The 22,315-nt window shown below is 58.5% G+C and carries 20 protein-coding genes and 4 tRNA genes; 18 read left to right on the forward strand and 6 right to left on the reverse strand.

Features of this window, described 5'->3' with window-relative positions; genetic code table 11:
• Nucleotides 1-81 precede the first annotated feature (81 nt).
• On the reverse strand, nucleotides 82-360 hold the full coding sequence (rpsT, locus tag BLW22_RS00540) for a 30S ribosomal protein S20 (RefSeq protein ID WP_003188401.1): 279 nt from the start codon (nucleotides 358-360) through the stop codon (nucleotides 82-84).
• 253 nt (nucleotides 361-613) lie between these two features.
• Between rpsT and murJ the strand changes: the two genes are divergently transcribed.
• The 6 genes from murJ (at nucleotide 614) to ispH (ending at nucleotide 8,065) form a co-directional block, all read left to right on the forward strand.
• Nucleotides 614-2,152, forward strand: coding sequence for a murein biosynthesis integral membrane protein MurJ (gene murJ / locus BLW22_RS00550; protein WP_065948462.1), 1,539 nt, complete (start codon nucleotides 614-616; stop codon nucleotides 2,150-2,152).
• A 119-nt stretch (nucleotides 2,153-2,271) separates the two neighbouring features.
• Nucleotides 2,272-3,210, forward strand: a complete 939-nt coding sequence (gene ribF / locus BLW22_RS00555; protein ID WP_065924072.1) for a bifunctional riboflavin kinase/FAD synthetase — start codon at nucleotides 2,272-2,274, stop codon at nucleotides 3,208-3,210.
• 14 nt (nucleotides 3,211-3,224) lie between these two features.
• A complete protein-coding gene (gene ileS, locus BLW22_RS00560) occupies nucleotides 3,225-6,056 on the forward strand; it encodes an isoleucine--tRNA ligase (protein WP_065924073.1) in 2,832 nt (943 codons plus the stop codon).
• A complete protein-coding gene (gene lspA, locus BLW22_RS00565) occupies nucleotides 6,049-6,561 on the forward strand; it encodes a signal peptidase II (RefSeq protein WP_027606854.1) in 513 nt (170 codons plus the stop codon). The genes ileS and lspA overlap by 8 nt, the downstream gene beginning before the upstream one ends.
• A 7-nt stretch (nucleotides 6,562-6,568) precedes the next feature.
• On the forward strand, nucleotides 6,569-7,006 hold the full coding sequence (gene fkpB, locus BLW22_RS00570) for an FKBP-type peptidyl-prolyl cis-trans isomerase (RefSeq protein ID WP_174562729.1): 438 nt from the start codon (nucleotides 6,569-6,571) through the stop codon (nucleotides 7,004-7,006).
• Between the two features lie 111 nt (nucleotides 7,007-7,117).
• Nucleotides 7,118-8,065, forward strand: coding sequence for a 4-hydroxy-3-methylbut-2-enyl diphosphate reductase (gene ispH, locus BLW22_RS00575; RefSeq protein ID WP_027606852.1), 948 nt, complete (start codon nucleotides 7,118-7,120; stop codon nucleotides 8,063-8,065).
• On the opposite strand, the gene BLW22_RS00580 is transcribed toward ispH, so the two are convergent.
• The gene (locus BLW22_RS00580) at nucleotides 8,019-8,600 is read right to left on the reverse strand and encodes a GspH/FimT family pseudopilin (protein WP_065924074.1); all 582 of its coding nucleotides are present in this window, start codon (nucleotides 8,598-8,600) and stop codon (nucleotides 8,019-8,021) included. The genes ispH and BLW22_RS00580 overlap by 47 nt on opposite strands.
• Nucleotides 8,601-8,803: 203 nt before the next feature.
• Here BLW22_RS00580 and pilV point away from each other — a divergent pair, with 203 nt between their 5' ends.
• The 5 genes from pilV to thiO all read left to right on the forward strand — a co-directional run bounded on the left by pilV (nucleotide 8,804) and on the right by thiO (nucleotide 12,109).
• A complete protein-coding gene (gene pilV / locus BLW22_RS00585; protein WP_065924075.1) occupies nucleotides 8,804-9,289 on the forward strand; it encodes a type IV pilus modification protein PilV in 486 nt (161 codons plus the stop codon).
• Complete coding sequence (locus tag BLW22_RS00590) at nucleotides 9,286-9,987, forward strand: prepilin-type N-terminal cleavage/methylation domain-containing protein (RefSeq protein WP_074843677.1); 702 nt, start codon at nucleotides 9,286-9,288, stop codon at nucleotides 9,985-9,987. Before pilV ends, BLW22_RS00590 begins: the two co-directional genes overlap by 4 nt.
• A 45-nt stretch (nucleotides 9,988-10,032) precedes the next feature.
• Nucleotides 10,033-10,524: a pilus assembly PilX family protein gene (locus BLW22_RS00595; RefSeq protein WP_074843679.1), complete on the forward strand. Its 492-nt coding sequence runs from the start codon at nucleotides 10,033-10,035 to the stop codon at nucleotides 10,522-10,524.
• An 11-nt stretch (nucleotides 10,525-10,535) separates the two neighbouring features.
• Nucleotides 10,536-10,937: a type IV pilin protein gene (locus tag BLW22_RS00600; protein ID WP_065948457.1), complete on the forward strand. Its 402-nt coding sequence runs from the start codon at nucleotides 10,536-10,538 to the stop codon at nucleotides 10,935-10,937.
• Nucleotides 10,938-10,999: 62 nt separating this feature from the next.
• Nucleotides 11,000-12,109 carry a glycine oxidase ThiO gene (gene thiO, locus BLW22_RS00605; protein WP_065948456.1) on the forward strand — a complete coding sequence of 370 codons (1,110 nt, stop codon included), beginning with the start codon at nucleotides 11,000-11,002 and terminating at the stop codon, nucleotides 12,107-12,109.
• On the opposite strand, the gene BLW22_RS00610 is transcribed toward thiO, so the two are convergent.
• Nucleotides 12,096-12,329, reverse strand: a complete 234-nt coding sequence (locus BLW22_RS00610) for a PP0621 family protein (RefSeq protein ID WP_027606845.1) — start codon at nucleotides 12,327-12,329, stop codon at nucleotides 12,096-12,098. The two genes, thiO and BLW22_RS00610, sit on opposite strands and share 14 nt — an antisense overlap.
• 125 nt (nucleotides 12,330-12,454) lie before the next feature.
• Nucleotides 12,455-13,480, reverse strand: a complete 1,026-nt coding sequence (locus BLW22_RS00615; RefSeq protein WP_027606844.1) for an outer membrane protein assembly factor BamD — start codon at nucleotides 13,478-13,480, stop codon at nucleotides 12,455-12,457.
• Nucleotides 13,481-13,629: 149 nt separating this feature from the next.
• Between BLW22_RS00615 and rluD the strand changes: the two genes are divergently transcribed.
• From rluD to BLW22_RS00650, 7 genes are all read left to right on the forward strand, one after another.
• A complete protein-coding gene (gene rluD / locus BLW22_RS00620; protein ID WP_027606843.1) occupies nucleotides 13,630-14,592 on the forward strand; it encodes a 23S rRNA pseudouridine(1911/1915/1917) synthase RluD in 963 nt (320 codons plus the stop codon).
• Nucleotides 14,589-15,314: a peptidoglycan editing factor PgeF gene (pgeF, locus tag BLW22_RS00625; RefSeq protein ID WP_065924078.1), complete on the forward strand. Its 726-nt coding sequence runs from the start codon at nucleotides 14,589-14,591 to the stop codon at nucleotides 15,312-15,314. Before rluD ends, pgeF begins: the two co-directional genes overlap by 4 nt.
• Before the next feature lie 146 nt (nucleotides 15,315-15,460).
• On the forward strand, nucleotides 15,461-18,025 hold the full coding sequence (gene clpB / locus BLW22_RS00630) for an ATP-dependent chaperone ClpB (protein ID WP_027606841.1): 2,565 nt from the start codon (nucleotides 15,461-15,463) through the stop codon (nucleotides 18,023-18,025).
• Between the two features lie 303 nt (nucleotides 18,026-18,328).
• Nucleotides 18,329-18,404, forward strand: a tRNA-Asn gene (locus BLW22_RS00635).
• Nucleotides 18,405-18,413: 9 nt separating this feature from the next.
• Nucleotides 18,414-18,490: transfer RNA gene (locus tag BLW22_RS00640), tRNA-Pro, on the forward strand.
• Between the two features lie 5 nt (nucleotides 18,491-18,495).
• Nucleotides 18,496-18,571 (forward strand) — tRNA-Lys (locus BLW22_RS00645).
• Between the two features lie 189 nt (nucleotides 18,572-18,760).
• Nucleotides 18,761-18,837 (forward strand) — tRNA-Pro (locus tag BLW22_RS00650).
• 171 nt (nucleotides 18,838-19,008) lie between these two features.
• Here BLW22_RS00650 and BLW22_RS00655 read toward each other — a convergent pair.
• Both BLW22_RS00655 and mobH read right to left on the reverse strand, forming a co-directional pair.
• Complete coding sequence (locus tag BLW22_RS00655) at nucleotides 19,009-20,343, reverse strand: site-specific integrase (protein ID WP_074843681.1); 1,335 nt, start codon at nucleotides 20,341-20,343, stop codon at nucleotides 19,009-19,011.
• Nucleotides 20,340-22,238, reverse strand: a complete 1,899-nt coding sequence (mobH, locus tag BLW22_RS00660; RefSeq protein WP_074843683.1) for a MobH family relaxase — start codon at nucleotides 22,236-22,238, stop codon at nucleotides 20,340-20,342. The genes BLW22_RS00655 and mobH overlap by 4 nt, the downstream gene beginning before the upstream one ends.
• Nucleotides 22,239-22,315: the final 77 nt, after the last annotated feature.

Raw genomic sequence — 22,315 nt, forward strand, 5'->3', positions numbered from 1 at the left:
AAACAAAAATGCCCCAGACCTTTCGGTACGGGGCATTTCTTAACTGTTTCGCAACCTGGGCTGCGTGGCAGTTGTTACCACTTAGGCAGCAGCAGGAACGCTCAGAGCCTTGATGTGGCCATTCAGGCGGCTCTTATGACGAGCGGCCTTGTTCTTGTGGATGATGCCTTTATCGGCCATACGGTCGATGACTGGCACAGCCAGAACGTAAGCTGCTTGAGCTTTTTCAGCGTCTTTGGTGTCGATGGCTTTAACTACATTCTTGATGTAGGTACGAACCATGGAACGCAGGCTGGCGTTGTGGCTGCGACGCTTCTCAGCCTGTTTTGCACGTTTTTTGGCGGAAGGTGTGTTGGCCACCGTCGAGCTCCTCGAAAGACTTTTTAGGAAATAGCAAACAAAATAGGCCGCGAATCATGCCGATGACTTGATGTGTTGTCAAGGCCGGCTGATGCGAACTGCTGAGTGGTCGATCTGAAGAGGCGGGTGATTTATTTCCGGCGCTTGACCTGTAAACTCGCGAGCTTTGGCGCTGTGCTGTTGCAGGCGCGCAGTATCGCATAAGTAGGCGCTTAGTTCGCCTGCTCTTTATCTATAGGCGCAAACTCTTTCAATGAATCTGCTCAAATCGTTGGCCGCCGTCAGCTCTATCACGATGATCTCCCGGGTTTTGGGGTTCGTGCGTGACACCCTGCTGGCGCGTATTTTTGGCGCCAGCATGGCCACGGATGCGTTCTTTATTGCGTTCAAACTGCCCAACCTGCTGCGGCGGATCTTTGCCGAGGGCGCGTTTTCCCAGGCGTTCGTGCCGATTCTGGCCGAGTACAAGACCCAGCAGGGGGAGGAGGCGACCCGTACCTTCATTGCCTATGTCTCGGGCCTGCTCACCCTGGTGTTGATGCTGGTGACCATCGTCGGCATGCTCGCCGCGCCCTGGGTGATCTGGGCCACGGCGCCGGGTTTTGCCAATACGCCGGAAAAATTCGCGCTGACCACTGACCTGTTGCGGGTGACCTTTCCTTATATATTGCTGATCTCACTGTCATCCCTGGCCGGTGCGATCCTCAACACCTGGAACCGTTTCTCGGTGCCGGCGTTCGTGCCGACGCTGCTTAACGTCAGCATGATTATTTTTGCGCTGTTCCTGACACCTTACTTCGATCCGCCGGTCATGGCCCTTGGCTGGGCCGTGCTGGCCGGTGGCCTGGCGCAGTTGCTCTACCAACTGCCGCACCTGAAAAAGATCGGCATGCTCGTATTGCCGCGCCTGAACCTCAAGGACACCGGCGTCTGGCGCGTGATGCGCAATATGTTGCCGGCGATCCTTGGGGTGTCGGTGAGCCAGATTTCCCTGATAATCAACACCGCGTTCGCCTCGCTGCTGGTATCCGGCTCGGTGTCATGGATGTATTACGCCGACCGCCTCATGGAACTGCCGTCTGGCGTGCTGGGCGTAGCCCTCGGCACCATTTTGCTGCCGACGCTGGCACGCACCTATGCCAGCAAGGATCGCCAGGAATACTCGCGCATCCTCGATTGGGGGCTGCGCCTGTGTTTCGTGCTGGTGCTGCCGTGCGCACTGGCGTTGGGGATCCTGGCCGAGCCGCTGACAGTGTCGCTGTTCCAATACGGGCAATTCGATGCCCATGACGCGTTGATGACCCAGCATGCGCTGGTGGCTTATTCCGTCGGCCTGCTCGGCATCATCGTGATCAAGGTGCTGGCGCCTGGCTTCTATGCCCAGCAGAACATCCGCACGCCGGTAAAGATCGCGATCTTCACCCTGATCGTCACGCAACTGCTCAACCTGGTGTTTATTGGTCCGCTGGCCCACGCCGGCCTGGCCCTGGCCATCAGTGCCGGTGCGTGCATCAATGCCGGCCTGCTGTTTTATCAGCTGCGCAAACAACAGATGTTCCAGCCTCAGCCTGGCTGGGGCATGTTCGCCCTCAAGTTGCTGGTGGCGGTTGCGATGATGTCGGCGGTATTGCTCGGCCTGATGCACTTCATGCCGGCCTGGGATGAGGGGCATATGCTGGAGCGCTTCATGCGCCTGGGCGTGCTGGTCGTGGCCGGCGTGGTGGTGTACTTCGGGATGTTGTTGCTGCAAGGCTTCCGCCTGCGGGATTTCAATCGCAAGTCGTTGAGCTAGAGAGTTTGCCGCGATAAAACGGTTGTTTTATCGATTCGATCCATTTGCCCTGCGCTGTTGCCTGTCGTCCGGGGCCGGGTGTGGTTATAATCGACCACTTTATGAGCAAGAAGCGCGTTATGCAGCTGGTTCGAGGTCTCCACAACCTGCGCCCTGAGCATCGGGGCTGCGTCGCCACTATTGGCAACTTTGACGGTGTTCACCGTGGCCACCAGGCTATCCTGGCCCGGCTGCGCGAGCGTGCGGTCGAGTTGGGCGTACCCAGCTGCGTGGTGATTTTCGAGCCGCAGCCGCGGGAATATTTCACCCCGGAAACGGCACCGGCACGTCTGGCCCGTCTGCGGGACAAGCTGCAACTGCTGGCCGAAGAAGGCGTGGACCGCGTCCTCTGCCTGGCTTTCAACCAGCGTTTGCAAAGTCTCAGCGCTGCCGAGTTCGTCGACCGCATACTGGTAGATGGCCTGGGCGTACAGCATTTGGAGGTCGGCGACGACTTCCGTTTTGGCTGCGACCGGGTCGGGGATTTCGAGTTCCTGCAACACGCCGGTATCACCCAGGGCTTTACCGTCGAAGCCGCGCAAACCGTCGAACTGGACGGCCTGCGCGTGAGCAGCACCCAGGTGCGTAACGCCCTGGCCGCTGCCGACTTCGCCTTGGCCGAGCGTTTGCTCGGTCGCCCGTTCCGCATTGCCGGGCGGGTACTGCACGGCCAGAAGCTGGCGCGCCAACTGGGCACGCCAACCGCCAACGTGCAACTCAAGCGCCGCCGTGTGCCGCTGACCGGGGTTTACCTGGTGAGCGTCGACATCGACGGCCAATCGTGGCCGGGAGTCGCCAACATAGGCGTCAGGCCCACGGTTGCAGGTGATGGCAAGGCCCACCTGGAAGTTCATCTGTTGGATTTTGCCGGTGATCTGTATGACCGGCGTTTGACGGTGGTTTTCCACCAGAAGCTGCGTGAAGAGCAGCGTTTCGCCTCGCTTGAGGCGTTGAAAACGGCGATCAATGCGGATGTCGCCGCCGCCCGTGCACTAGCCGCACCTAGCGCCCATCGCTAACCGAAGAGCCTTAAATGACCGACTATAAAGCCACGCTAAACCTTCCGGACACCGCCTTCCCAATGAAGGCCGGCCTGCCACAGCGCGAACCGCAGATCCTGCAGCGCTGGGACAGTATTGGCCTGTACGGAAAGTTGCGCGAAATTGGCAAGGATCGTCCGAAATTCGTCCTGCACGACGGCCCTCCTTATGCCAACGGCACGATTCACATCGGTCATGCGCTGAACAAAATTCTCAAGGACATGATCCTGCGCTCGAAAACCCTGGCGGGTTTCGACGCGCCTTATGTCCCAGGTTGGGACTGCCACGGCCTGCCGATCGAACACAAGGTCGAAGTGACCTACGGCAAGAACCTGGGCGCGGATAAAACCCGCGAACTGTGCCGTGCCTACGCTGCCGAGCAGATCGAAGGGCAGAAGTCCGAGTTCATCCGCCTGGGTGTGCTGGGCGAGTGGGACAACCCGTACAAAACCATGAACTTCAAGAACGAGGCCGGTGAAATCCGTGCCTTGGCCGAAATCGTCAAGGGCGGTTTCGTGTTCAAGGGCCTCAAGCCCGTGAACTGGTGCTTCGATTGCGGCTCGGCCCTGGCTGAAGCGGAAGTCGAATACGAAGACAAGAAGTCCTCGACCATCGACGTGGCCTTCCCGATCGCCGACGACGCCAAGCTGGCCGAGGCCTTTGGCCTGGCAAGCCTGAGCAAACCGGCTGCCATCGTGATCTGGACCACCACCCCGTGGACCATTCCCGCCAACCAGGCGCTGAACGTGCACCCGGAATTCACCTACGCCCTGGTGGACGTCGGTGATCGCCTGCTGGTGCTTGCCGAGGAAATGGTCGAAGCGTGCCTGGCTCGCTACGAGCTGCAAGGTTCGGTAATTGCCACCACTACCGGTTCCGCGCTGGAGCTGATCAACTTCCGTCATCCATTCTATGACCGTCTGTCGCCGGTGTACCTGGCTGACTACGTCGAGTTGGGTTCGGGTACAGGTGTGGTTCACTGCTCGCCGGCCTATGGCGTGGACGACTTCGTGATCTGCAAGAAGTACGGCATGGTCAACGATGAGATCATCAACCCGGTGCAAAGCAACGGTGTTTATGTGCCGTCGCTGGAGTTCTTCGGCGGCCAGTTCATCTTCAAGGCCGACCAGCCGATCATCGACAAGCTGCGTGAAGTCGGTGCGCTGATGCAAACCGACACCATCAAGCACAGCTACATGCACTGCTGGCGCCACAAGACCCCGCTGATCTACCGCGCCACCGCGCAATGGTTTATCGGCATGGACAAAGAACCGGCCAGCGGCGACACCCTGCGTGTGCGCTCGCTCAAGGCCATCGAAGACACCAAGTTCGTCCCGGCCTGGGGCCAGGCGCGCCTGCATTCGATGATCGCCAACCGTCCGGACTGGTGCATCTCCCGTCAACGCAACTGGGGTGTGCCGATCCCGTTCTTCCTCAACAAGGAAAGCGGTGAGCTGCACCCACGCACCGTCGAACTGATGGAAGTGGTGGCCCAGCGTGTCGAACAGGAAGGCATTGAAGCCTGGTTCAAGCTGGACGCCGCCGAGTTGCTGGGTGACGAAGCGCCGCTGTACGACAAGATCAGCGACACCCTCGACGTATGGTTCGACTCCGGTACCACCCACTGGCACGTGCTGCGCGGCTCGCACCCGATGGGTCACGAAACCGGCCCGCGTGCCGACCTGTACCTGGAAGGCTCCGACCAACACCGGGGCTGGTTCCACTCGTCGCTGCTGACCGGTTGCGCCATCGACAACCACGCCCCGTATCGCGAGCTGCTGACCCACGGGTTCACCGTCGACGAGACGGGCCGCAAGATGTCCAAGTCGCTGAAGAACGTGATCGAGCCGAAAAAGATCAACGACACCTTGGGCGCCGACATCATGCGCCTGTGGGTGGCGTCGACCGATTACTCCGGCGAGATCGCCGTGTCGGACCAGATCCTGGCCCGTAGCGCCGATGCCTACCGCCGTATCCGTAATACCGCGCGCTTCCTGCTGTCGAACCTGACCGGTTTCAACCCGGCCACCGACATCCTGCCGGCCGAGGACATGCTCGCCCTGGACCGTTGGGCCGTGGACCGTACCCTGTTGCTGCAGCGCGAGTTGCAGGAGCACTACGGCGAATACCGCTTCTGGAACGTGTACTCGAAGATCCACAACTTCTGTGTGCAGGAGTTGGGTGGTTTCTACCTCGACATCATCAAGGACCGCCAGTACACCACCGGTGCCAACAGCAAGGCCCGCCGTTCGGCGCAGACCGCGCTGTACCACATCTCCGAAGCGCTGGTGCGCTGGATCGCACCGATCCTGGCCTTCACCGCCGACGAACTGTGGGAATACCTGCCGGGCGAGCGTAACGAGTCCGTCATGCTCAATACCTGGTACGAAGGCTTGACCGAACTGCCGGCCGACTTCGAACTGGGCCGCGAGTACTGGGAAGGCGTAATGGCCGTCAAGGTTGCGGTGAACAAGGAGCTGGAGGTTCAGCGTGCGGCCAAGGCCGTCGGTGGCAACCTCCAGGCCGAAGTTACCCTGTTTGCCGAGGAAGGCCTGACTGCCGACCTGACCAAGCTGAGCAATGAGCTGCGCTTCGTGTTGATCACTTCCACTGCGAGCCTGGCACCGTTTGCCCAGGCACCGGCGGATGCCGTAGCCACCGAAGTGCCGGGCCTCAAGCTCAAGGTGGTCAAGTCGGCCTTCCCTAAGTGCGCCCGTTGCTGGCACTGCCGTGAAGACGTCGGGGTGAACCCTGAGCATCCGGAAATCTGCGGTCGTTGCGTCGACAACATCTCGGGTGAAGGCGAGGTTCGCCACTATGCCTAATGCAGCCAGTCGTTTCGGACGCCTGGGCTGGCTCGTACTGAGCGTGCTGGTCCTGGTCATTGACCAGGTCAGCAAGGCTCATTTCGAGGGCTCCCTGGAAATGTTCCAGCAAATCGTGGTGATCCCGGATTACTTCAGCTGGACCCTGGCCTACAACACCGGCGCCGCCTTCAGCTTCCTGGCTGACGGCGGCGGCTGGCAGCGCTGGCTGTTCGCCCTGATCGCAGTGGTGGTCAGTGCGGTGCTCGTGGTCTGGCTCAAGCGCCTGGGCCGCGATGACACCTGGCTGGCCATCGCCTTGGCCCTGGTGTTGGGCGGTGCCCTGGGCAACCTGTACGACCGTATTGCCCTGGGCCATGTGATCGACTTTATCCTGGTGCATTGGCAGAACCGCCATTACTTCCCGGCGTTCAATTTTGCCGACAGCGCCATCACCGTCGGTGCAATCATGCTGGCGCTGGACATGTTCAAAAGTAAGAAAACCGGAGAGACCGTCAATGACTGATCAGGTATTGGCTGAGCAACGCATCGGCCAGAACACGGAGGTCACCTTGCATTTCGCACTGCGCCTGGAGAATGGCGACACGGTCGACAGCACGTTCGACAAAGCCCCGGCGACTTTCAAGGTCGGCGACGGCAACCTGTTGCCAGGTTTTGAAGCGGCCCTGTTCGGTTTCAAGGCCGGCGACAAGCGCACCCTGCAGATCCTGCCGGAAAACGCCTTTGGCCAGCCCAACCCGCAAAACGTGCAGATCATCCCGCGTTCGCAGTTCCAGGACATGGACCTGTCGGAAGGCCTGCTGGTGATCTTCAATGATGCGGCGAATACCGAACTGCCCGGTGTGGTCAAAGCCTTCGATGACGCGCAGGTAACCATCGACTTCAACCACCCGTTGGCCGGTAAAACCTTGACGTTCGACGTTGAAATCATCGACGTTAAAGCTCTTTGATCAACGCCCCGATCTAAAGTGTGGGAGGGGGCAAGCTCGCTCCCGCCCTTGGTCGCCATTGTCAGTTCAGCAGCATCAACTCTGGCCCAAGCGCCAGACACGAGGCACAGCATGCAAATCAAACTCGCCAACCCCCGTGGCTTCTGCGCCGGCGTGGACCGGGCGATCGAAATCGTCAACCGCGCCCTGGAAGTCTTCGGGCCGCCGATCTATGTGCGCCATGAGGTCGTCCATAACAAGTTCGTGGTCGAAGACCTGCGCGCACGTGGCGCCATCTTTGTCGAAGAACTGGAGCAGGTGCCGGACGACGTTATTGTTATCTTCAGCGCCCACGGTGTTTCCCAGGCCGTACGTACCGAAGCGGCTGGCCGTGGCCTGAAAGTATTCGACGCCACCTGTCCGCTGGTCACCAAGGTACATATCGAAGTCGCGCGCTACAGCCGTGATGGTCGCGAATGCATCCTGATTGGCCATGCCGGTCACCCGGAAGTCGAAGGCACCATGGGCCAATACGACGGCAGCAATGGTGGCGCCATCTACCTTGTGGAAGACGAAAAAGACGTCGCCAGCTTGCAGGTTCACAACCCGGAGCGGTTGGCGTTCGTGACCCAGACCACCTTGTCCATGGACGACACCAGCCGCGTCATCGACGCGCTGCGCAGCCGCTTCCCGGCCATTGGTGGGCCACGCAAGGACGACATCTGCTACGCCACCCAAAACCGCCAGGATGCAGTCAAACAGTTGGCCGATGAATGCGATGTAGTGCTGGTGGTCGGCAGCCCTAACAGCTCCAATTCCAACCGCCTGCGCGAATTGGCCGAACGCATGGCGACACCGGCGTACCTGATCGACGGTGCTGAAGATATGCAGCGCAGCTGGTTCGATGGTGTCGAGCGTATTGGCATCACGGCTGGCGCTTCGGCCCCGGAAGTCCTGGTGCGCGGCGTCATCCAGCAGTTGCATGCCTGGGGGGCTACGGGCGCCGATGAGTTGGCCGGTCGTGAAGAGAACATCACTTTCTCCATGCCCAAGGAGCTGCGGGTTCGCTCCCTCCTCTGAATGCCAGGGTGCCGGAGTAACTTCGGCACAACGCCTGTTCGGCTCTATCGCTGCGCAGGCTGATGCGCCCACTGGGCGCCAGCACCACCTGGTACAGGCTCTGTACCGAGTCCGTGGCGCATATATGTACAGTGCCGGCACGAAAACCTCCCCCAGCAAATACCGGCTCGCCCAATCCGCTGAAGCGTACCTGGCTTTTGACCGGTCCATTCCCGACGATCGGCACCCGTCCGCTGCCCTGGCGCTCCAGTAACACCGGGTTGTCGTCGTCCAGATGGCCACGCCCGCTTACATCCAGCACGACCCGCCAACCCCGGCTCCAGTCATCATCCAGTGCGTGGATGACCACCGCGCGGTTACGCGTGATGGCTTCAGTGCGTGCGAAGCGAAATCCGTTTGTCAGTGATTGCGCCGCGCTTTGTCGCTGCTGTGATTCCAGCAGGCCGGTGAAACTGGGCGTAGCCAGATGCGCCAGGATGCCGCTCACGATCAGTCCGAGCAGCAGTTCGATCAGGGTGAAACCTCGTTGCTCCATAGGCCGTCCCTCCGTGGGCGTGTGTACATACAGGGTTGAAACATAGGTATAGCGTCCGGCTCGGAGTGTCGAATGATGGCCTTTATGTCCAAAGTATTTCCCTTTGTTCCGTAACCGGCGCCGGCGAAAAACCGACGCTAGTCTTGGGTCTCACAGCAGGGTTTTCCTGCTTTTTTCGGCCCTCGACACGGATGACGACGGTAATGCCTGCCTGCCTGAAAACCTGTTTCTTCCCGACTTTTCCTCGGTACCAAATCGGCATGACATTGATTGAAGTGCTGGTGGCGGTGCTGATTCTCGCCGTCGGGCTGTTAGGTGCAGTGATGCTCCAGCTCAACGCCCTCAAGTACACCGACAGTTCGAGGATGACCAGCCAGGCCAGTTTCATCGCCTACGATATGCTCGACCGAATCCGTGCCAATTCCGGTGCCGACTACTCGTTGCGTCGTGGCGCTCGAGCGCCGGCCAGTACCGTGACCACCAGCGTGCGTGACGTGGACCTGCATGATTTTGAAGCCAATATTCGCGGTTTTGCCGGGGAGAGCGGCAAAGGCTCTGTGGCGGTCAGTGCAGATGAAGTGACTGTCAGTATCAGTTGGGATGACAGCCGGGGTGCAAACACGCCTGGCGCGCGGGAAACCTTCACCCTGACCAGTCGCATCGATAATGAGCCGGGGGTGATGCAATGAGGCATCGGGTTAGAGGTTTCAGCCTGGTGGAATTGTTGCTGGCCCTGGCCGTCGGTTTGGTGCTGGTGCTTGGCGGGAGCCAGGTGCTGATCAATTCCCGAGCGACCCACGCCAGCCAGCAGGCAGCCATGTTGCTGCAGGATGATGCGCGGTTTGTGCTGGGCAAGATGATCCGGGATATTCGCCAGGCGGGTATGTTTGGCTGTTTGGCCCCGGCCTTTATCGAGAATGCCCCGCCAGCCTTTGAAAGGCCGGTCAGCTGGAATGCCGGGGGCAGTTCAAAGTCGCTGACGCTGGTCACTGCCGATGTCGGCGGCGGCAGGCCTGACTGGACGGTGCTCTCCGACTGCACTGCTGGCGCCCAAGCCTATTCAGGCAGCTCACCTGCACCTGCTCCCGGGCAGATTCGATTTGCGATTCGGCAACTGACCTACATCTTCGAGGCGGGCCAGTTGAAGGTCAGCACGCTTGCGTCGCCGGCCAGGGCTGTGTTGGTGGATAACGTACGGGCTTTCGATGTCAGTTTCGGCGTGGCTGCCAGCCCGGTATCCGTTCGGGTTGTGCGTTATGACGCTATCCCGACCGATGAGTCCTTGATCCGCAGTGTGCGCATCCGCATGACGTTGCAAGACCCGACGGGGCGGGTAAAAGATCAAACCTACAGCGTCGTGGCGGCGCTGCGAAACCGCTTGGGCTAGGGCGACCATGGTGCTTGCTGGGGGTGTTTCTTCGCGGCAGGGGGGATGGTCCTGCTGATAAGCCTGGTGTTTTTGCTGCTGTTGTCGTTGATCGGCCTGTCTTCGATACAGGGGGCGGTCACCCAGCAAAAGATCACCGGTAGCCTGTGGCACCGCAACCAGTCGCTGCAAGCCGCAGAAAGTGGCTTGAGGCTGGGAGAGCAAGGTGTGAGGCGAAAGGGCGCGGCCTTGCCGCAGTGCCAGTCGATCGCTGCCTGCGGGCCACCGGATGAAGCGTTTTCGGTGGTGGGTGCCGGGCCCCATCCTGTGTCATCGGTTAACTGGGTTGCCATCAAGGGTGGTCTCTACGGTATTCAGTCCCTGGGGCCTGGCGCAGGGCTGCCGCATGTGCCGCCGCAAGCCCTGGCGACGTTGTACCGGGTAACAGCGGTCGGGCTCAGTGGTCAATCGCGCACGGTATTGGAGAGCGTATATGCGCGGGTGGAGGAGGAGAGTGGCTCGCGGTTTCGGCGGGTTTCGTGGCGGCAACTTCAATAAGGAGCAATGGAATGGGCATGGACAGCCAGGGTTTTACCCTGATCGAGCTATTGATCACCGTGGCGATCATCGCGTTTCTGGCCGGAATCGCTTACCCCGGGTACACCGGCCATGTGAAAAAGGTCTATCGCACGGAAATCGTCGCGCTGTTGACCGAGCAGGCTCAGCGCCTGGAGCGGTTTCATATGAGGAACGGCACTTTTATTGACGCAAGCGGCGTCAGTACGGGCAATGATCGCTATAGAATCACCGCAGCGTTGAACCCTCAGGATTTCTACCTGGTTGCTACACCGGGCGCCGATTCGTTGATGGCCGGCGACCCTTGCGGTGACTTCAGCCTGGACAGCAGCGGTGCGCGTGGCAATCCAGGTGCGGCACCTGAAATGTCGCGCCAGACATGCTGGGGGCAATGATGAGGGTGCTGGATGATTGGGCGCCGGGGGCGTTTATTCCTATTTATCGACTGGATCAAATGATGGCTAAGCAACAGCAAGTGGTGATTGTCGGTGGCGGAGTCATCGGCTTGTTGACGGCGTTCAATCTGGCAACCCAGGGGCAGGCTGTGATCCTGCTGGAGCGTGCCGGTGTGGGGCAGGAGTCGTCATGGGCGGGCGGAGGCATTGTTTCGCCACTGTATCCGTGGCGCTATAGCCCGGCGGTCACAGCGTTGGCCCATTGGTCCCAGGATTTTTATCCGCAACTGGCTGAGCGGCTGTTTGCCGCTACCGGTGTCGACCCGGAGGTCCATACCACGGGGTTGTACTGGCTGGACCTGGACGATGAAACCGAGGCGCTGGACTGGGCTGCTCGTGAAGGTCGGCCTCTGAGCAAGGTCGATGTGTCTGCCGCCCATGACGCGGTTCCTGTCTTGGGTGGCGGGTATGCCCAGGCGATCTATATGGCCAACGTGGCCAACGTGCGCAACCCGCGCCTGGTCAAATCCCTGAAGGCCGCGCTATTGGCCCTGCCTGCCGTGACCGTTCACGAACAGTGCACAGTGACCGGTTTTGTTCTGGATGGCGGCAACGTAGTGGGCGTGGATACGGCAGAGGGGCCGATTCTAGGGGATCAGGTGGTGCTTGCAGCGGGGGCGTGGAGCGGCGAGTTGCTCGGCACACTGGGCTTGGCGCTGCCGGTAGAGCCGGTCAAGGGGCAGATGATTTTGTACAAATGCGCGTCGGACTTCCTGTCGAGCATGGTCCTGGCCAAAGGGCGTTATGCGATCCCTCGGCGTGATGGGCACATCCTCATCGGCAGCACTCTGGAATATGAGGGGTTCGACAAGACGCCAACCGACACCGCGCTGGAAAGCCTCAAGGCTTCGGCTGTGGAACTGATTCCCGCCCTGGCCGACGCCGAAGTGGTGGGGCATTGGGCCGGCTTGCGGCCCGGCTCGCCGGAGGGCATCCCCTATATCGGTCGGGTACCCGGCTTCAGCGGGCTGTGGCTCAACTGCGGGCATTACCGCAACGGGTTGGTTCTGGCGCCGGCATCGTGCCAGTTATTTGTCGATTTGCTGCTGGAGCGTGCGCCGATCATCGATCCGGCACCCTATGCCCCCGAAGGTCGGATCAACGCTGGATAGACTTCGGTCCTTGCTCCAGATGCGCCTGGGTGCAATACCACTCCTGGCGCGAACTCAGGGCGCGATCCTGCGGCAAGTGCACACCGCAATGTGCGCAGCGCACCATCAACGCAGCGCCGGGCTCGCTGGTGCGTTGCTGCCTGGCGGTCGGGCTTTTGAATTTGCGCCAGAACCATACCGCGGCAGCAATAACGGCAATCCAGAACAGAAGACGAAGCATGATGGGCGGTTTCTCGATAAGGAATGCGCCAGTTTAGCCAAGGACGTGGCAGGCGCACAGCGCAATAATCCTTGCCCATAAAAAAGGAGCCCCGAAAGGCTCCTTTTTGCGTTGCGTCGACGGGCTCAGTCGAACACACCGAAGGTCATGTAGCTGAACCACGAGCGGTCCTGGTTGTTGCCCAGGGCCTGCGGCTCTTCTTCTTCGATCACGTCGCCGTTCTCGTCGTGCGGCTTGAGGTCCGAAGGAATGGCTTCCTTGGCATCCTGGAACTGCTTGATCACGTCCTGGTTGGCGCGAGTTTCGCCCGGCGGCAACGGCGGCCGCGACTCGATCAAGCCCAGGGTGTACTTGCTCAGCCACGAGCGGTTGTCTGCTTCGGCAACCTGAGGCACGAACTGGCCGTCTTTCAGGCTCGGGTGATCAGGGTAGTTGAGCTTCAGGGTTTCCAGGCTGGTGCTGGCCAAGTCGTCCAGGTGCAGACGTTGGTAAGCCTCGGTCATCACCGCCAGGCCGTCACCCACGGAAGGGGTTTCCTGGAAGTTTTCCACCACATAACGACCACGGTTGGCGGCAGCTACATACGCCTGGCGGGTCAGGTAGTAGTGGGCCACGTGGATTTCGTAGGAAGCCAGCAGGTTACGCAGGTAGATCATGCGCTGCTTGGCGTCCGGCGCGTAGCGGCTGTTTGGGTAGCGGCTGGTCAACTGGGCGAACTCGTTGTAGGAGTCGCGAGCGGCGCCTGGGTCTCGCTTGGTCATGTCCAGCGGCAGGAAGCGCGCCAGCAGGCCAACATCCTGGTCGAACGAGGTCAGGCCCTTCATGTAGTAGGCGTAGTCCACGTTCGGGTGTTGCGGGTGCAGGCGGATGAAGCGCTCGGCGGCGGACTTGGCAGCCTCCGGCTCGGCGTTCTTGTAGTTGGCGTAGATCAGCTCAAGCTGGGCCTGGTCGGCGTAGCGCCCGAACGGATAGCGCGACTCCAGGGCCTTCAGCTTCGCTGTGGCGCTGGTGTAGCTATTATTGTCCAAGTCTTTCTGTGCCAGTTGGTACAGCTCGACTTCGCTCAGGTTTTCGTCGACGACTTCCTTTGTTGACGAGCAAGCAGCAGTCATGGCGAGGATGGCGATCAGCAGCAGGTGTTTCACTTGCATGGCGGCTTGCGTCCCTATGACGGCCGCTGTCTTGGGCGGGGCCGTCCTGTTATGATGAGCGCCCCGTTGAAAGCCTCGGGGCAAAAGACGCCGTATTTAACCACAAGCGCGCAGCCGAAACCAAAGGCTGTGCCACGCCTAGTCTGAGCATGTCCGATAAAATTGAACTTCGCGCAGAGGTGCCGTCCGAATTGGGCGGCCAACGCCTCGATCAAGTCGCCGCACAATTATTCGCTGAGCACTCGCGCTCGCGCCTTTCCGCCTGGATCAAAGACGGCCGCCTGACTGTGGATGGAGCGGTTATCCGCCCGCGAGACATAGTCCATGGCGGTGCGATTCTTGAGCTGACTGCCGAGCAGGAAGCCCAGGGAGAATGGGTCGCCCAGGACATCGAGCTGGACATCGTCTATGAAGACGACGACATCCTGGTCATCAACAAACCCGCAGGCCTGGTGGTTCACCCGGCGGCCGGGCACGCTGATGGCACCTTGCTCAATGCCCTGTTGCACCACATCCCCGACATCGTCAACGTGCCGCGTTGCGGCATCGTGCACCGTCTGGACAAGGACACCACCGGCTTGATGGTGGTGGCCAAGACCATTCAGGCGCAGACGCAACTGGTTACGCAATTGCAGAGCCGTAGCGTCAGCCGTATCTACGAGTGCATCGTGATCGGTGTGGTCGTGGCTGGCGGCAAGATCAATGCCCCAATCGGTCGCCACGGCCAGCAGCGCCAGCGTATGGCGGTGATGGAAGGCGGCAAGCAGGCGGTGAGCCACTACCGCGTGCTCGAGCGTTTCCGTTCCCACACCCATGTGCGGGTCAAGCTGGAAACCGGTCGTACCCACCAGATTCGCGTGCATATGGCCCACATCAACTTCCCGTTGGTGGGCGATCCGGCCTATGGCGGCCGCTTCCGCATTCCGCCTGCGGCGAGCCAGACCATGGTCGAATCGCTCAAGACGTTCCCGCGCCAGGCCTTGCATGCACGTTTCCTGGAGCTGGACCATCCGACGAGCGGTAAGCGCATGAGCTGGGAATCGCCACTTCCAGACGATTTTGTCTGGTTGCTGTCGCTGCTCAAGCAGGATCGCGAGGCGTTTGTCGGATGAATGACTGGCTGATTCCTGACTGGCCCGCGCCTGTCGGGGTGAAAGCCTGTGTGACTACCCGTACGGGCGGCGTCAGCCAGGCGCCGTTCGACAGCCTTAACCTGGGCGATCACGTTGAGGACAGCCTTGAGGCCGTCCTTGAGAATCGTCGTCGCCTTACCGAAGCCTTTGATATTCAGCCGGCCTGGCTGCGCCAGGTTCATGGCGTGGATGTGGTCGAGGCCGACCCTGGCCGCACCGCCGAAGCCGACGGTAGCTGGAGCAGCACCCCCGGCATCGCCTGCACCGCGATGACCGCCGATTGCCTGCCTGCGTTGTTCTGCAACCGTGCCGGCACTCGTGTGGCTGCGGCCCATGCCGGTTGGCGTGGGCTGGCGGCGGGCGTGCTGGAGGCGGCCTTCGAAAGCCTCGACGCAGAGCCTTCGGACGTCTTGGTATGGCTGGGCCCGGCGATTGGCCCACAAGCTTTTGAGGTTGGCCCTGAAGTGCGTGAAGCCTTCATGCAGCACCTGCCGACAACTGCCGAAGCCTTTGTACCAAGCCTCAATCCCGGCAAATTCATGGCCGACATCTATCAGTTGGCCCGCCTGCGCCTTGCTGCGCGGGGCATCACCGCTGTTTATGGTGGTGGCTTCTGCACCGTGACCGACCCGCGCTTCTTTTCGTACCGGCGCAGCCCCCGCACCGGACGTTTTGCCTCCCTTATCTGGCTTGAACGCTAGACTCTGCTGATCTGGGTCAACGCTGATCCATATCAACCGCCGCTCGCTTGAATCTTCCAGAATCCACCCCATCTATAAGGGTATCTGGCAGGTTTCTTCATTCAGGATGTTTTATAGCTCCGGCCTGCTCAAAAGGAAGGTGACTAATGCGTATTGATCGTTTAACCAGCAAATTGCAGTTGGCCTTATCGGACTCCCAATCCTTGGCGGTGGGGCTTGACCACCCGGCCATTGAGCCTGCGCACTTGATGCAGGCACTCCTGGAACAGCAAGGTGGTTCTATCAAGCCCTTGCTGATGCAGGTGGGCTTTGATGTCAATAGCCTGCGCAAGGAGTTGAGCAAAGAGCTCGACCAACTGCCGAAAATCCAAAACCCTACCGGCGACGTGAATATGTCGCAGGATCTGGCGCGCCTGCTTAACCAGGCCGACCGCCTGGCCCAGCAGAAGGGGGACCAGTTCATCTCCAGCGAACTGGTGCTGCTCGCCGCCATGGACGAGAACAGCAAGCTTGGCAAGTTGTTGCTCGGCCAAGGCGTGAGCAAGAAGGCCCTGGAAAACGCCATCAACAACCTGCGGGGCGGTGATGCGGTTAACGACCCTAACCACGAGGAGTCGCGCCAGGCCCTGGACAAGTACACCGTCGACCTGACCAAGCGTGCCGAAGAGGGCAAGCTTGACCCGGTGATCGGCCGTGACGATGAAATTCGTCGCACCATCCAGGTTCTGCAGCGTCGCACCAAGAACAACCCGGTGTTGATCGGTGAACCTGGCGTGGGTAAAACCGCGATTGCCGAAGGCCTGGCCCAGCGCATCATCAATGGTGAAGTACCGGACGGCCTTAAAGGCAAACGCCTGCTGTCCCTGGATATGGGGTCGTTGATCGCCGGTGCAAAGTTCCGCGGTGAATTCGAAGAGCGCCTGAAATCCCTGCTTAATGAACTGTCGAAGCAGGAAGGGCAGATCATTCTGTTTATCGACGAGCTGCACACCATGGTCGGCGCCGGCAAAGGCGAGGGCTCAATGGATGCTGGCAACATGCTTAAGCCCGCCTTGGCGCGAGGTGAGCTGCATTGTGTCGGTGCTACCACGCTTAACGAATATCGCCAGTACATTGAGAAAGATGCGGCCCTTGAGCGTCGTTTCCAGAAAGTCCTGGTGGAAGAACCGAGCGAAGAGGACACCATCGCGATCCTGCGGGGCCTGAAAGAGCGCTACGAGGTCCACCATAAAGTGGCGATCACCGACGGCGCGATCATTGCGGCGGCCAAATTGAGCCATCGCTACATTACCGACCGTCAATTGCCGGACAAGGCCATCGACTTGATCGACGAAGCGGCCAGCCGCATTCGCATGGAGATCGACTCCAAGCCGGAAGTGCTCGACCGCCTGGATCGTCGCCTGATTCAGCTGAAAGTCGAATCCCAGGCCCTCAAGAAAGAAGAGGACGACGCGGCCAAGAAACGCCTGGAAAAACTCCAGGAGGAAATCGTCCGCCTGGAGCGCGAGTATTCGGATCTCGAAGAAATCTGGACCTCGGAAAAAGCCGAAGTACAGGGCTCTGCGCAGATCCAGCAAAAGATCGAGCAGTCGCGCCAGGAGCTGGAAGCCGCACGTCGTAAAGGTGACCTGAACCGCATGGCCGAGTTGCAGTACGGGGTGATCCCGGACCTGGAACGCAGCCTGCAAATGGTCGACCAGCACGGTAAGGCTGAAAATCAGCTGTTGCGCAGCAAGGTGACCGAGGAAGAAATCGCCGAAGTCGTTTCCAAGTGGACCGGCATCCCGGTGTCGAAAATGCTCGAAGGCGAGCGTGACAAGCTGCTGAAGATGGAGCACCTGTTGCACCAGCGCGTGATCGGCCAGGAAGAGGCGGTCGTGGCGGTGTCCAACGCGGTACGGCGTTCCCGCGCCGGCTTGTCCGACCCGAACCGTCCGAGCGGCTCGTTCATGTTCCTCGGCCCGACCGGTGTGGGTAAGACTGAGCTGTGCAAGGCCCTGGCCGAGTTCCTCTTTGATACTGAAGAGGCCATGGTACGGATCGACATGTCCGAGTTCATGGAGAAACATTCGGTGGCTCGCCTGATCGGGGCTCCACCAGGCTATGTGGGCTACGAGGAGGGCGGTTACCTGACCGAGGCCGTGCGGCGTAAGCCTTACTCGGTGATCCTGCTGGATGAGGTCGAGAAGGCTCACCCGGACGTGTTCAACATCTTGCTGCAAGTGCTGGAAGATGGACGACTCACGGACAGCCACGGGCGCACTGTGGACTTCCGCAACACGGTGATCGTCATGACCTCCAACCTGGGCTCGGCGCAGATCCAGGAACTGGTAGGTGATCGTGAGGCCCAGCGCGCTGCTGTAATGGATGCATTGACCACGCACTTCCGTCCGGAATTCATCAACCGGGTCGACGAAGTGGTGATCTTCGAGCCATTGGCGCGGGATCAGATCGCGGGCATCACCGAGATCCAGCTGGGGCGTCTGCGCGGTCGCCTGGCGGAACGCGAGTTGTCGCTGGAGCTGAGCCGCGAGGCGTTGGACAAGCTGATCGCGGTCGGTTACGACCCGGTGTATGGCGCACGGCCTTTGAAACGAGCGATCCAGCGCTGGATCGAGAACCCGCTGGCGCAGTTGATCCTGTCGGGCAGTTTTATGCCGGGCACCAGCGTCGAGGCGACTGTGGAGAACGACGAAATCGTCTTCCACTGAGCTCGGATTGCACTGCAATAAGAGAAGGCCCTGCATCCCAGGGCCTTTTTTTTCGATAGGGCGTTGAACTGTAAGGCAAAGGCTTGTAAAGTGCGCCCCGCAGCAACGTCAGCCCACGGGTTTCTTCTCCCCAAGAAGAAATCAGAAAGAAGCGCAAATCATTGTCTTAAAAGCAATTTAAAGGGTTGACAGGGGTTTTTAAGATTGTAGAATAGCGCGCCTCAGAGACGCTAACGTAGCGATACGGACAGGGTCGAAGAGAAAGTTACACAGCAGTAAAAGTTGTACTTTGAAATATGTAGTTCCGTGATAGCTCAGTCGGTAGAGCAAATGACTGTTAATCATTGGGTCCCAGGTTCGAGTCCTGGTCACGGAGCCAATTTCAAACCGGGGTATAGCGCAGTCCGGTAGCGCGCCTGCTTTGGGAGCAGGATGTCGGGAGTTCGAATCCCCCTACCCCGACCATATTTGGGTCGTTAGCTCAGTTGGTAGAGCAGTTGGCTTTTAACCAATTGGTCGTAGGTTCGAATCCCACACGACCCACCATTTTTGAGACCAGTTAACGCTGGAATCAAATCTTAGAATCAGAGGTTCTAGCTCTGATTAGAGGCGGTTTTACGGTTTTGGAAAGTGTTAGCGCACTTAGAAATTGCCGTAGACATGCAGCCGTCTGAGGCGAACAGTAGTTTCGGTTCGTCATGATGTCAATGTGCATCGTTTTTGCGATGCGCATTCCGGGGTATAGCGCAGTCCGGTAGCGCGCCTGCTTTGGGAGCAGGATGTCAGGAGTTCGAATCCCCTTACCCCGACCATTATTCAAGAAAAAAGGCGCCTTTATGGCGCCTTTTTTCGTTTGTGGATCAGATAGATACCTCGAATCTGCTATCCCGGTTGATTTTGTCCGATAATTATTTGACAGGCACGCGAAAGCCTCTGGTTATCCAGAGCTCGCTACTGCAGTGCGGTTTGACCTAGGAGTCTTGCTATGGAGACGCCCGGGAGAACGATGTGCTTCCCATCGATCGCTCAGATTGGGTGCGTTTCCGGAATGTGCCGACGCCTAGCCCGCTTGCCATTAGCGTTAACAACAGATTCTGATCTATCTGATCTGATGGTGAATCTTTGGCAGATTCCATTGAGCCGCTATGTAGTTGTGCTGATGCGAACTCAAGAGCCTTCCTAAGCGCACTTGGGCCATTCGATCTGCTAGGTCTATCAATTATGACCTCTTCGATAGCTGCCTGTTGATGTGGAGGCTGCAACGTTGTGGGCTTTGGATGGGCATTTTTTTGCGAAGGCAATCTTATTTGAGCGTAAGGGGCTGTAATGGCTGAAGTCGGTGGTGTACCGCTTGAATCAACCCTTCTAACTCGGCTTAAAGCACCCTGAGCCAGACTTCTCTCGTGCAGAACAGCACGCATGTGGCCGTAGTCGACTTCGATGTAGTTCATCGTCGTTGCAATATTTGAGTGGTTCAGCAGACTTTTGGTGAGATGAATGTTCCGCTCTGGTTGTTTCATCAAGTCCGTGGCGAGGGTGTGCCTAAAGCGGTGAGGGGTCATCCGCACGCCGATTTTATCGGTGAGCTTGCGGTAGATCGACTCAACCTGATCGATGTTCATTTCCTTACCGTGATAGTGCCTCGAAAATCGGTTGACGTTAAACAGCTGATCGTCCGGTGAAAAACCTATCTTCTCCGCTTCTCCCAGGATTCTGCAAAGGTGTGGAGCAAGTCCCTCCATGATGGGTAGGAAAAACTCGCGGTGGGTTTTCTCTGTTTCACCGCGAACTAGGATCATCTTGTTGTCCCAGTCGATATCCTTGTAGCGAAGGCATAGCAGGGCATTTAATCGAATACCGGTGTAATAAAACATCTCGAAAACGGCGAGCCAGAACCAAGCTGGTGTTATCTGGGTACGCTCTTGAGTACAGCGCTCTTGGCCAACAAGGGATGTGAGCCAGTTGCGAGCTCTTTGTATGGCTTCTCCATTGATTGTCTTACTGGCTCGCTTGGGTGGAATAACGCTTGTTTTTCTGAATGGATTGATCGTGGTGTGGGTCATCAGGCCGTGCTCAATTGCATAGCCCCAAACAGTACGCAGATGATTCGAATAGGTGTTCCAGCTTCGTTTGGATAATCCATTCTCAAGAATCTTCTTTCTCCATGCCAGTATCGCGCGATGATCAATCTCCTCAATCGGAGTTGTTCGGAAATGTTTAAGTAATGCTTTGGTCGATGCACGATAGATCTTCGCGCTAGCATCGCGAAGGTCGTGAGCAAATATGTACTCCTCCGTTAACTTTATAGGCGTGGTCATTCTGGCGATTCCAGCATTTCTGATTTCAGAGACAGGCTTAAGTTGTCGAAGGGGACTTCAGAGAAAATCGTAAGCGGGTCAATAAGTAAGTACCCCTTGAGCTGCTTAGATTTTCGAGGCCCAACAACATTGCATGTCCAGATATTCAGGTGTTTTTCAGTTTTTTTATGGAGCTTCAGCTTCTCGAAACTCCGCTGAACCATCTGCCAAGCATTTACCTGCTGTGCTTTCGCCTGCAGTTCAATTTGAGGGAACTCCAGGACATAGCGCTTGAATATTCCAGGCGTTACCAGCATGGCAGTCCCCGCCACCGTATGAACCTGTGCTTTGGCGTCATTTATGATGATGCTTCGGGATGCGATGCCTTTTTTAAGCCATTCAACAAATCCCTTACCGAAATCGGTGTTATTCCTTGGCATCGATGTTACTTCTATTGGAGTTGCGAGTGGCGAGACCCCTTCATTGGCGCGCATGCAAGGCTGAGAATCATCCAATTGAAGGGGGGCGGTTTGTGCCGCTGAGACATTATGGTTATCATTGCTTGCTAGTGGCTCTTTGATATTACCAAGGAGGGCCAGTAGTTCGTCAAATTCAGCAGGATCGCTGGAAGAAGGCTGCGGGAGGTCAAATGGTATTGTTTCTGCCGGTGCTAAATCTGTTTGCGCCCCGTTAGATTTAACGTCCAGGGGCAAGGTCTCTGGTCGCTTGGAGATGCTGCTTTCCGCCGAAGACTCTTCTGCCGAATTGCCCGCTTCTACCTCAAGGGTGCCAGCGTATGCAGTTGGTCGATCGGTGGGATCAATCCAGATCAGTGCCGGCGAAAGCTTCAACAGAGTGAAGGTGTTTCGCCAGCCGCGACCATTGTCGATCGTGGCCTTCCAGATTGCCTTGTCCTGGGCATTGGTCTGGATAACCCCCTGATCCTGCAGCATGTTGAAGAAGGGCGCATTCGAGCTGGGCACGCCCTCAACGCCCTGAGTCAGCAAGTAGGCCCGCAATTGATCTGCAATAGGTTTGCTAACCAGCCAAAGAGCATCCTGTGTCAGCCATCCATCTGACGGTCCATCGGGTTGATTCAATTTGAATGTATCCCGGACCAAGTAGCGCAACCCTTCTGCCAATTGCCGCTGCAAAGACTGCTTGGGCGCGGACAATGCGCGGGCTGGGTTTCCGCCCAGTTCCTGGGCTACGGACGCCTGGTCGGCCTTGACTACTATCTCTCCCAGAATTCCTGCGTGTTCGTATTGACCGGCCAAGACAAAGATTAACTGCGACCACACTTCTGGGAAGCCACTGAGCCAGTCCAAAATCTCCGGGGAGAGGATCTGGGCGTAGATCAGTGCAGCTGCGGCCCCATGTAGTTGGTAGCTGCGTCCTTTCACGTAACGAAAGCGGTAAGGACGGTTGATTGGGCCATGCCAGGGGTGCCAGGTTTTACCTCCCTCGAGTTCGATGTGCACGTCGACGGCGATCTTGCCGAGGTCGTGAATCAAAGCGCCATAAGCTGCTGCGGCAGTCCAGGCTTCAGCCTGTGCTGATTGAGATTCCGGTGGTGCGCCTATAGGGAGTAGGTAGGTCTGTCGAATCTTCAGGGCATAGGCGACGATTTCAAGCCCGTGATCCAGCATGCCGCCAGGGTGTGCATGGTGGTGGTTTTGCGAAGCAGGGAGCTGCTGGACCAACTCCGCGTAGCGCTCAAGTGGAAGTCGATAGAGTTCTGCAAACTGAGAGCGGGATAACGATGCGCGTTGCCAAATGTTCTCCAATAGTTTCTGACGGCGTGGCGATGCCAGTAGTACTTGGCTGGAGGCCGGCTGTATAAAACCGTTAGGGGAGGGGCCTTGGGCGGGTAGCGCTTTTTTGCGACGGAAAATAGAGAACATCGCTTGCTCCATAAATGACTTATGGGGCGGGCTTTTCGCCTATCCGAGGTGCACTGAACAAGGTAAAAGTAACATTAGTGGTCTGAGGT

This window comes from Pseudomonas marginalis (assembly GCF_900105325.1).
Taxonomy (GTDB): domain Bacteria; phylum Pseudomonadota; class Gammaproteobacteria; order Pseudomonadales; family Pseudomonadaceae; genus Aquipseudomonas; species Aquipseudomonas marginalis.

Coding starts and splice junctions, on each gene's coding strand:
- BLW22_RS00595 (WP_074843679.1), top strand. CDS start 10,033: ATGGTCCTGCTGATAAGCCTGGTGTTTTTGCTGCTGTTGTCGTTGATC.
- ispH (WP_027606852.1), top strand. CDS start 7,118: ATGCAAATCAAACTCGCCAACCCCCGTGGCTTCTGCGCCGGCGTGGAC.
- ribF (WP_065924072.1), top strand. CDS start 2,272: ATGCAGCTGGTTCGAGGTCTCCACAACCTGCGCCCTGAGCATCGGGGC.
- rluD (WP_027606843.1), top strand. CDS start 13,630: ATGTCCGATAAAATTGAACTTCGCGCAGAGGTGCCGTCCGAATTGGGC.
- pgeF (WP_065924078.1), top strand. CDS start 14,589: ATGAATGACTGGCTGATTCCTGACTGGCCCGCGCCTGTCGGGGTGAAA.
- mobH (WP_074843683.1), bottom strand. CDS start 22,238: ATGGAGCAAGCGATGTTCTCTATTTTCCGTCGCAAAAAAGCGCTACCC.
- thiO (WP_065948456.1), top strand. CDS start 11,000: ATGGCTAAGCAACAGCAAGTGGTGATTGTCGGTGGCGGAGTCATCGGC.
- clpB (WP_027606841.1), top strand. CDS start 15,461: ATGCGTATTGATCGTTTAACCAGCAAATTGCAGTTGGCCTTATCGGAC.
- BLW22_RS00615 (WP_027606844.1), bottom strand. CDS start 13,480: ATGCAAGTGAAACACCTGCTGCTGATCGCCATCCTCGCCATGACTGCT.
- pilV (WP_065924075.1), top strand. CDS start 8,804: ATGCCTGCCTGCCTGAAAACCTGTTTCTTCCCGACTTTTCCTCGGTAC.
- murJ (WP_065948462.1), top strand. CDS start 614: ATGAATCTGCTCAAATCGTTGGCCGCCGTCAGCTCTATCACGATGATC.
- BLW22_RS00610 (WP_027606845.1), bottom strand. CDS start 12,329: ATGCTTCGTCTTCTGTTCTGGATTGCCGTTATTGCTGCCGCGGTATGG.
- BLW22_RS00600 (WP_065948457.1), top strand. CDS start 10,536: ATGGGCATGGACAGCCAGGGTTTTACCCTGATCGAGCTATTGATCACC.
- BLW22_RS00580 (WP_065924074.1), bottom strand. CDS start 8,600: ATGGAGCAACGAGGTTTCACCCTGATCGAACTGCTGCTCGGACTGATC.
- BLW22_RS00655 (WP_074843681.1), bottom strand. CDS start 20,343: ATGACCACGCCTATAAAGTTAACGGAGGAGTACATATTTGCTCACGAC.
- BLW22_RS00590 (WP_074843677.1), top strand. CDS start 9,286: ATGAGGCATCGGGTTAGAGGTTTCAGCCTGGTGGAATTGTTGCTGGCC.
- ileS (WP_065924073.1), top strand. CDS start 3,225: ATGACCGACTATAAAGCCACGCTAAACCTTCCGGACACCGCCTTCCCA.
- lspA (WP_027606854.1), top strand. CDS start 6,049: ATGCCTAATGCAGCCAGTCGTTTCGGACGCCTGGGCTGGCTCGTACTG.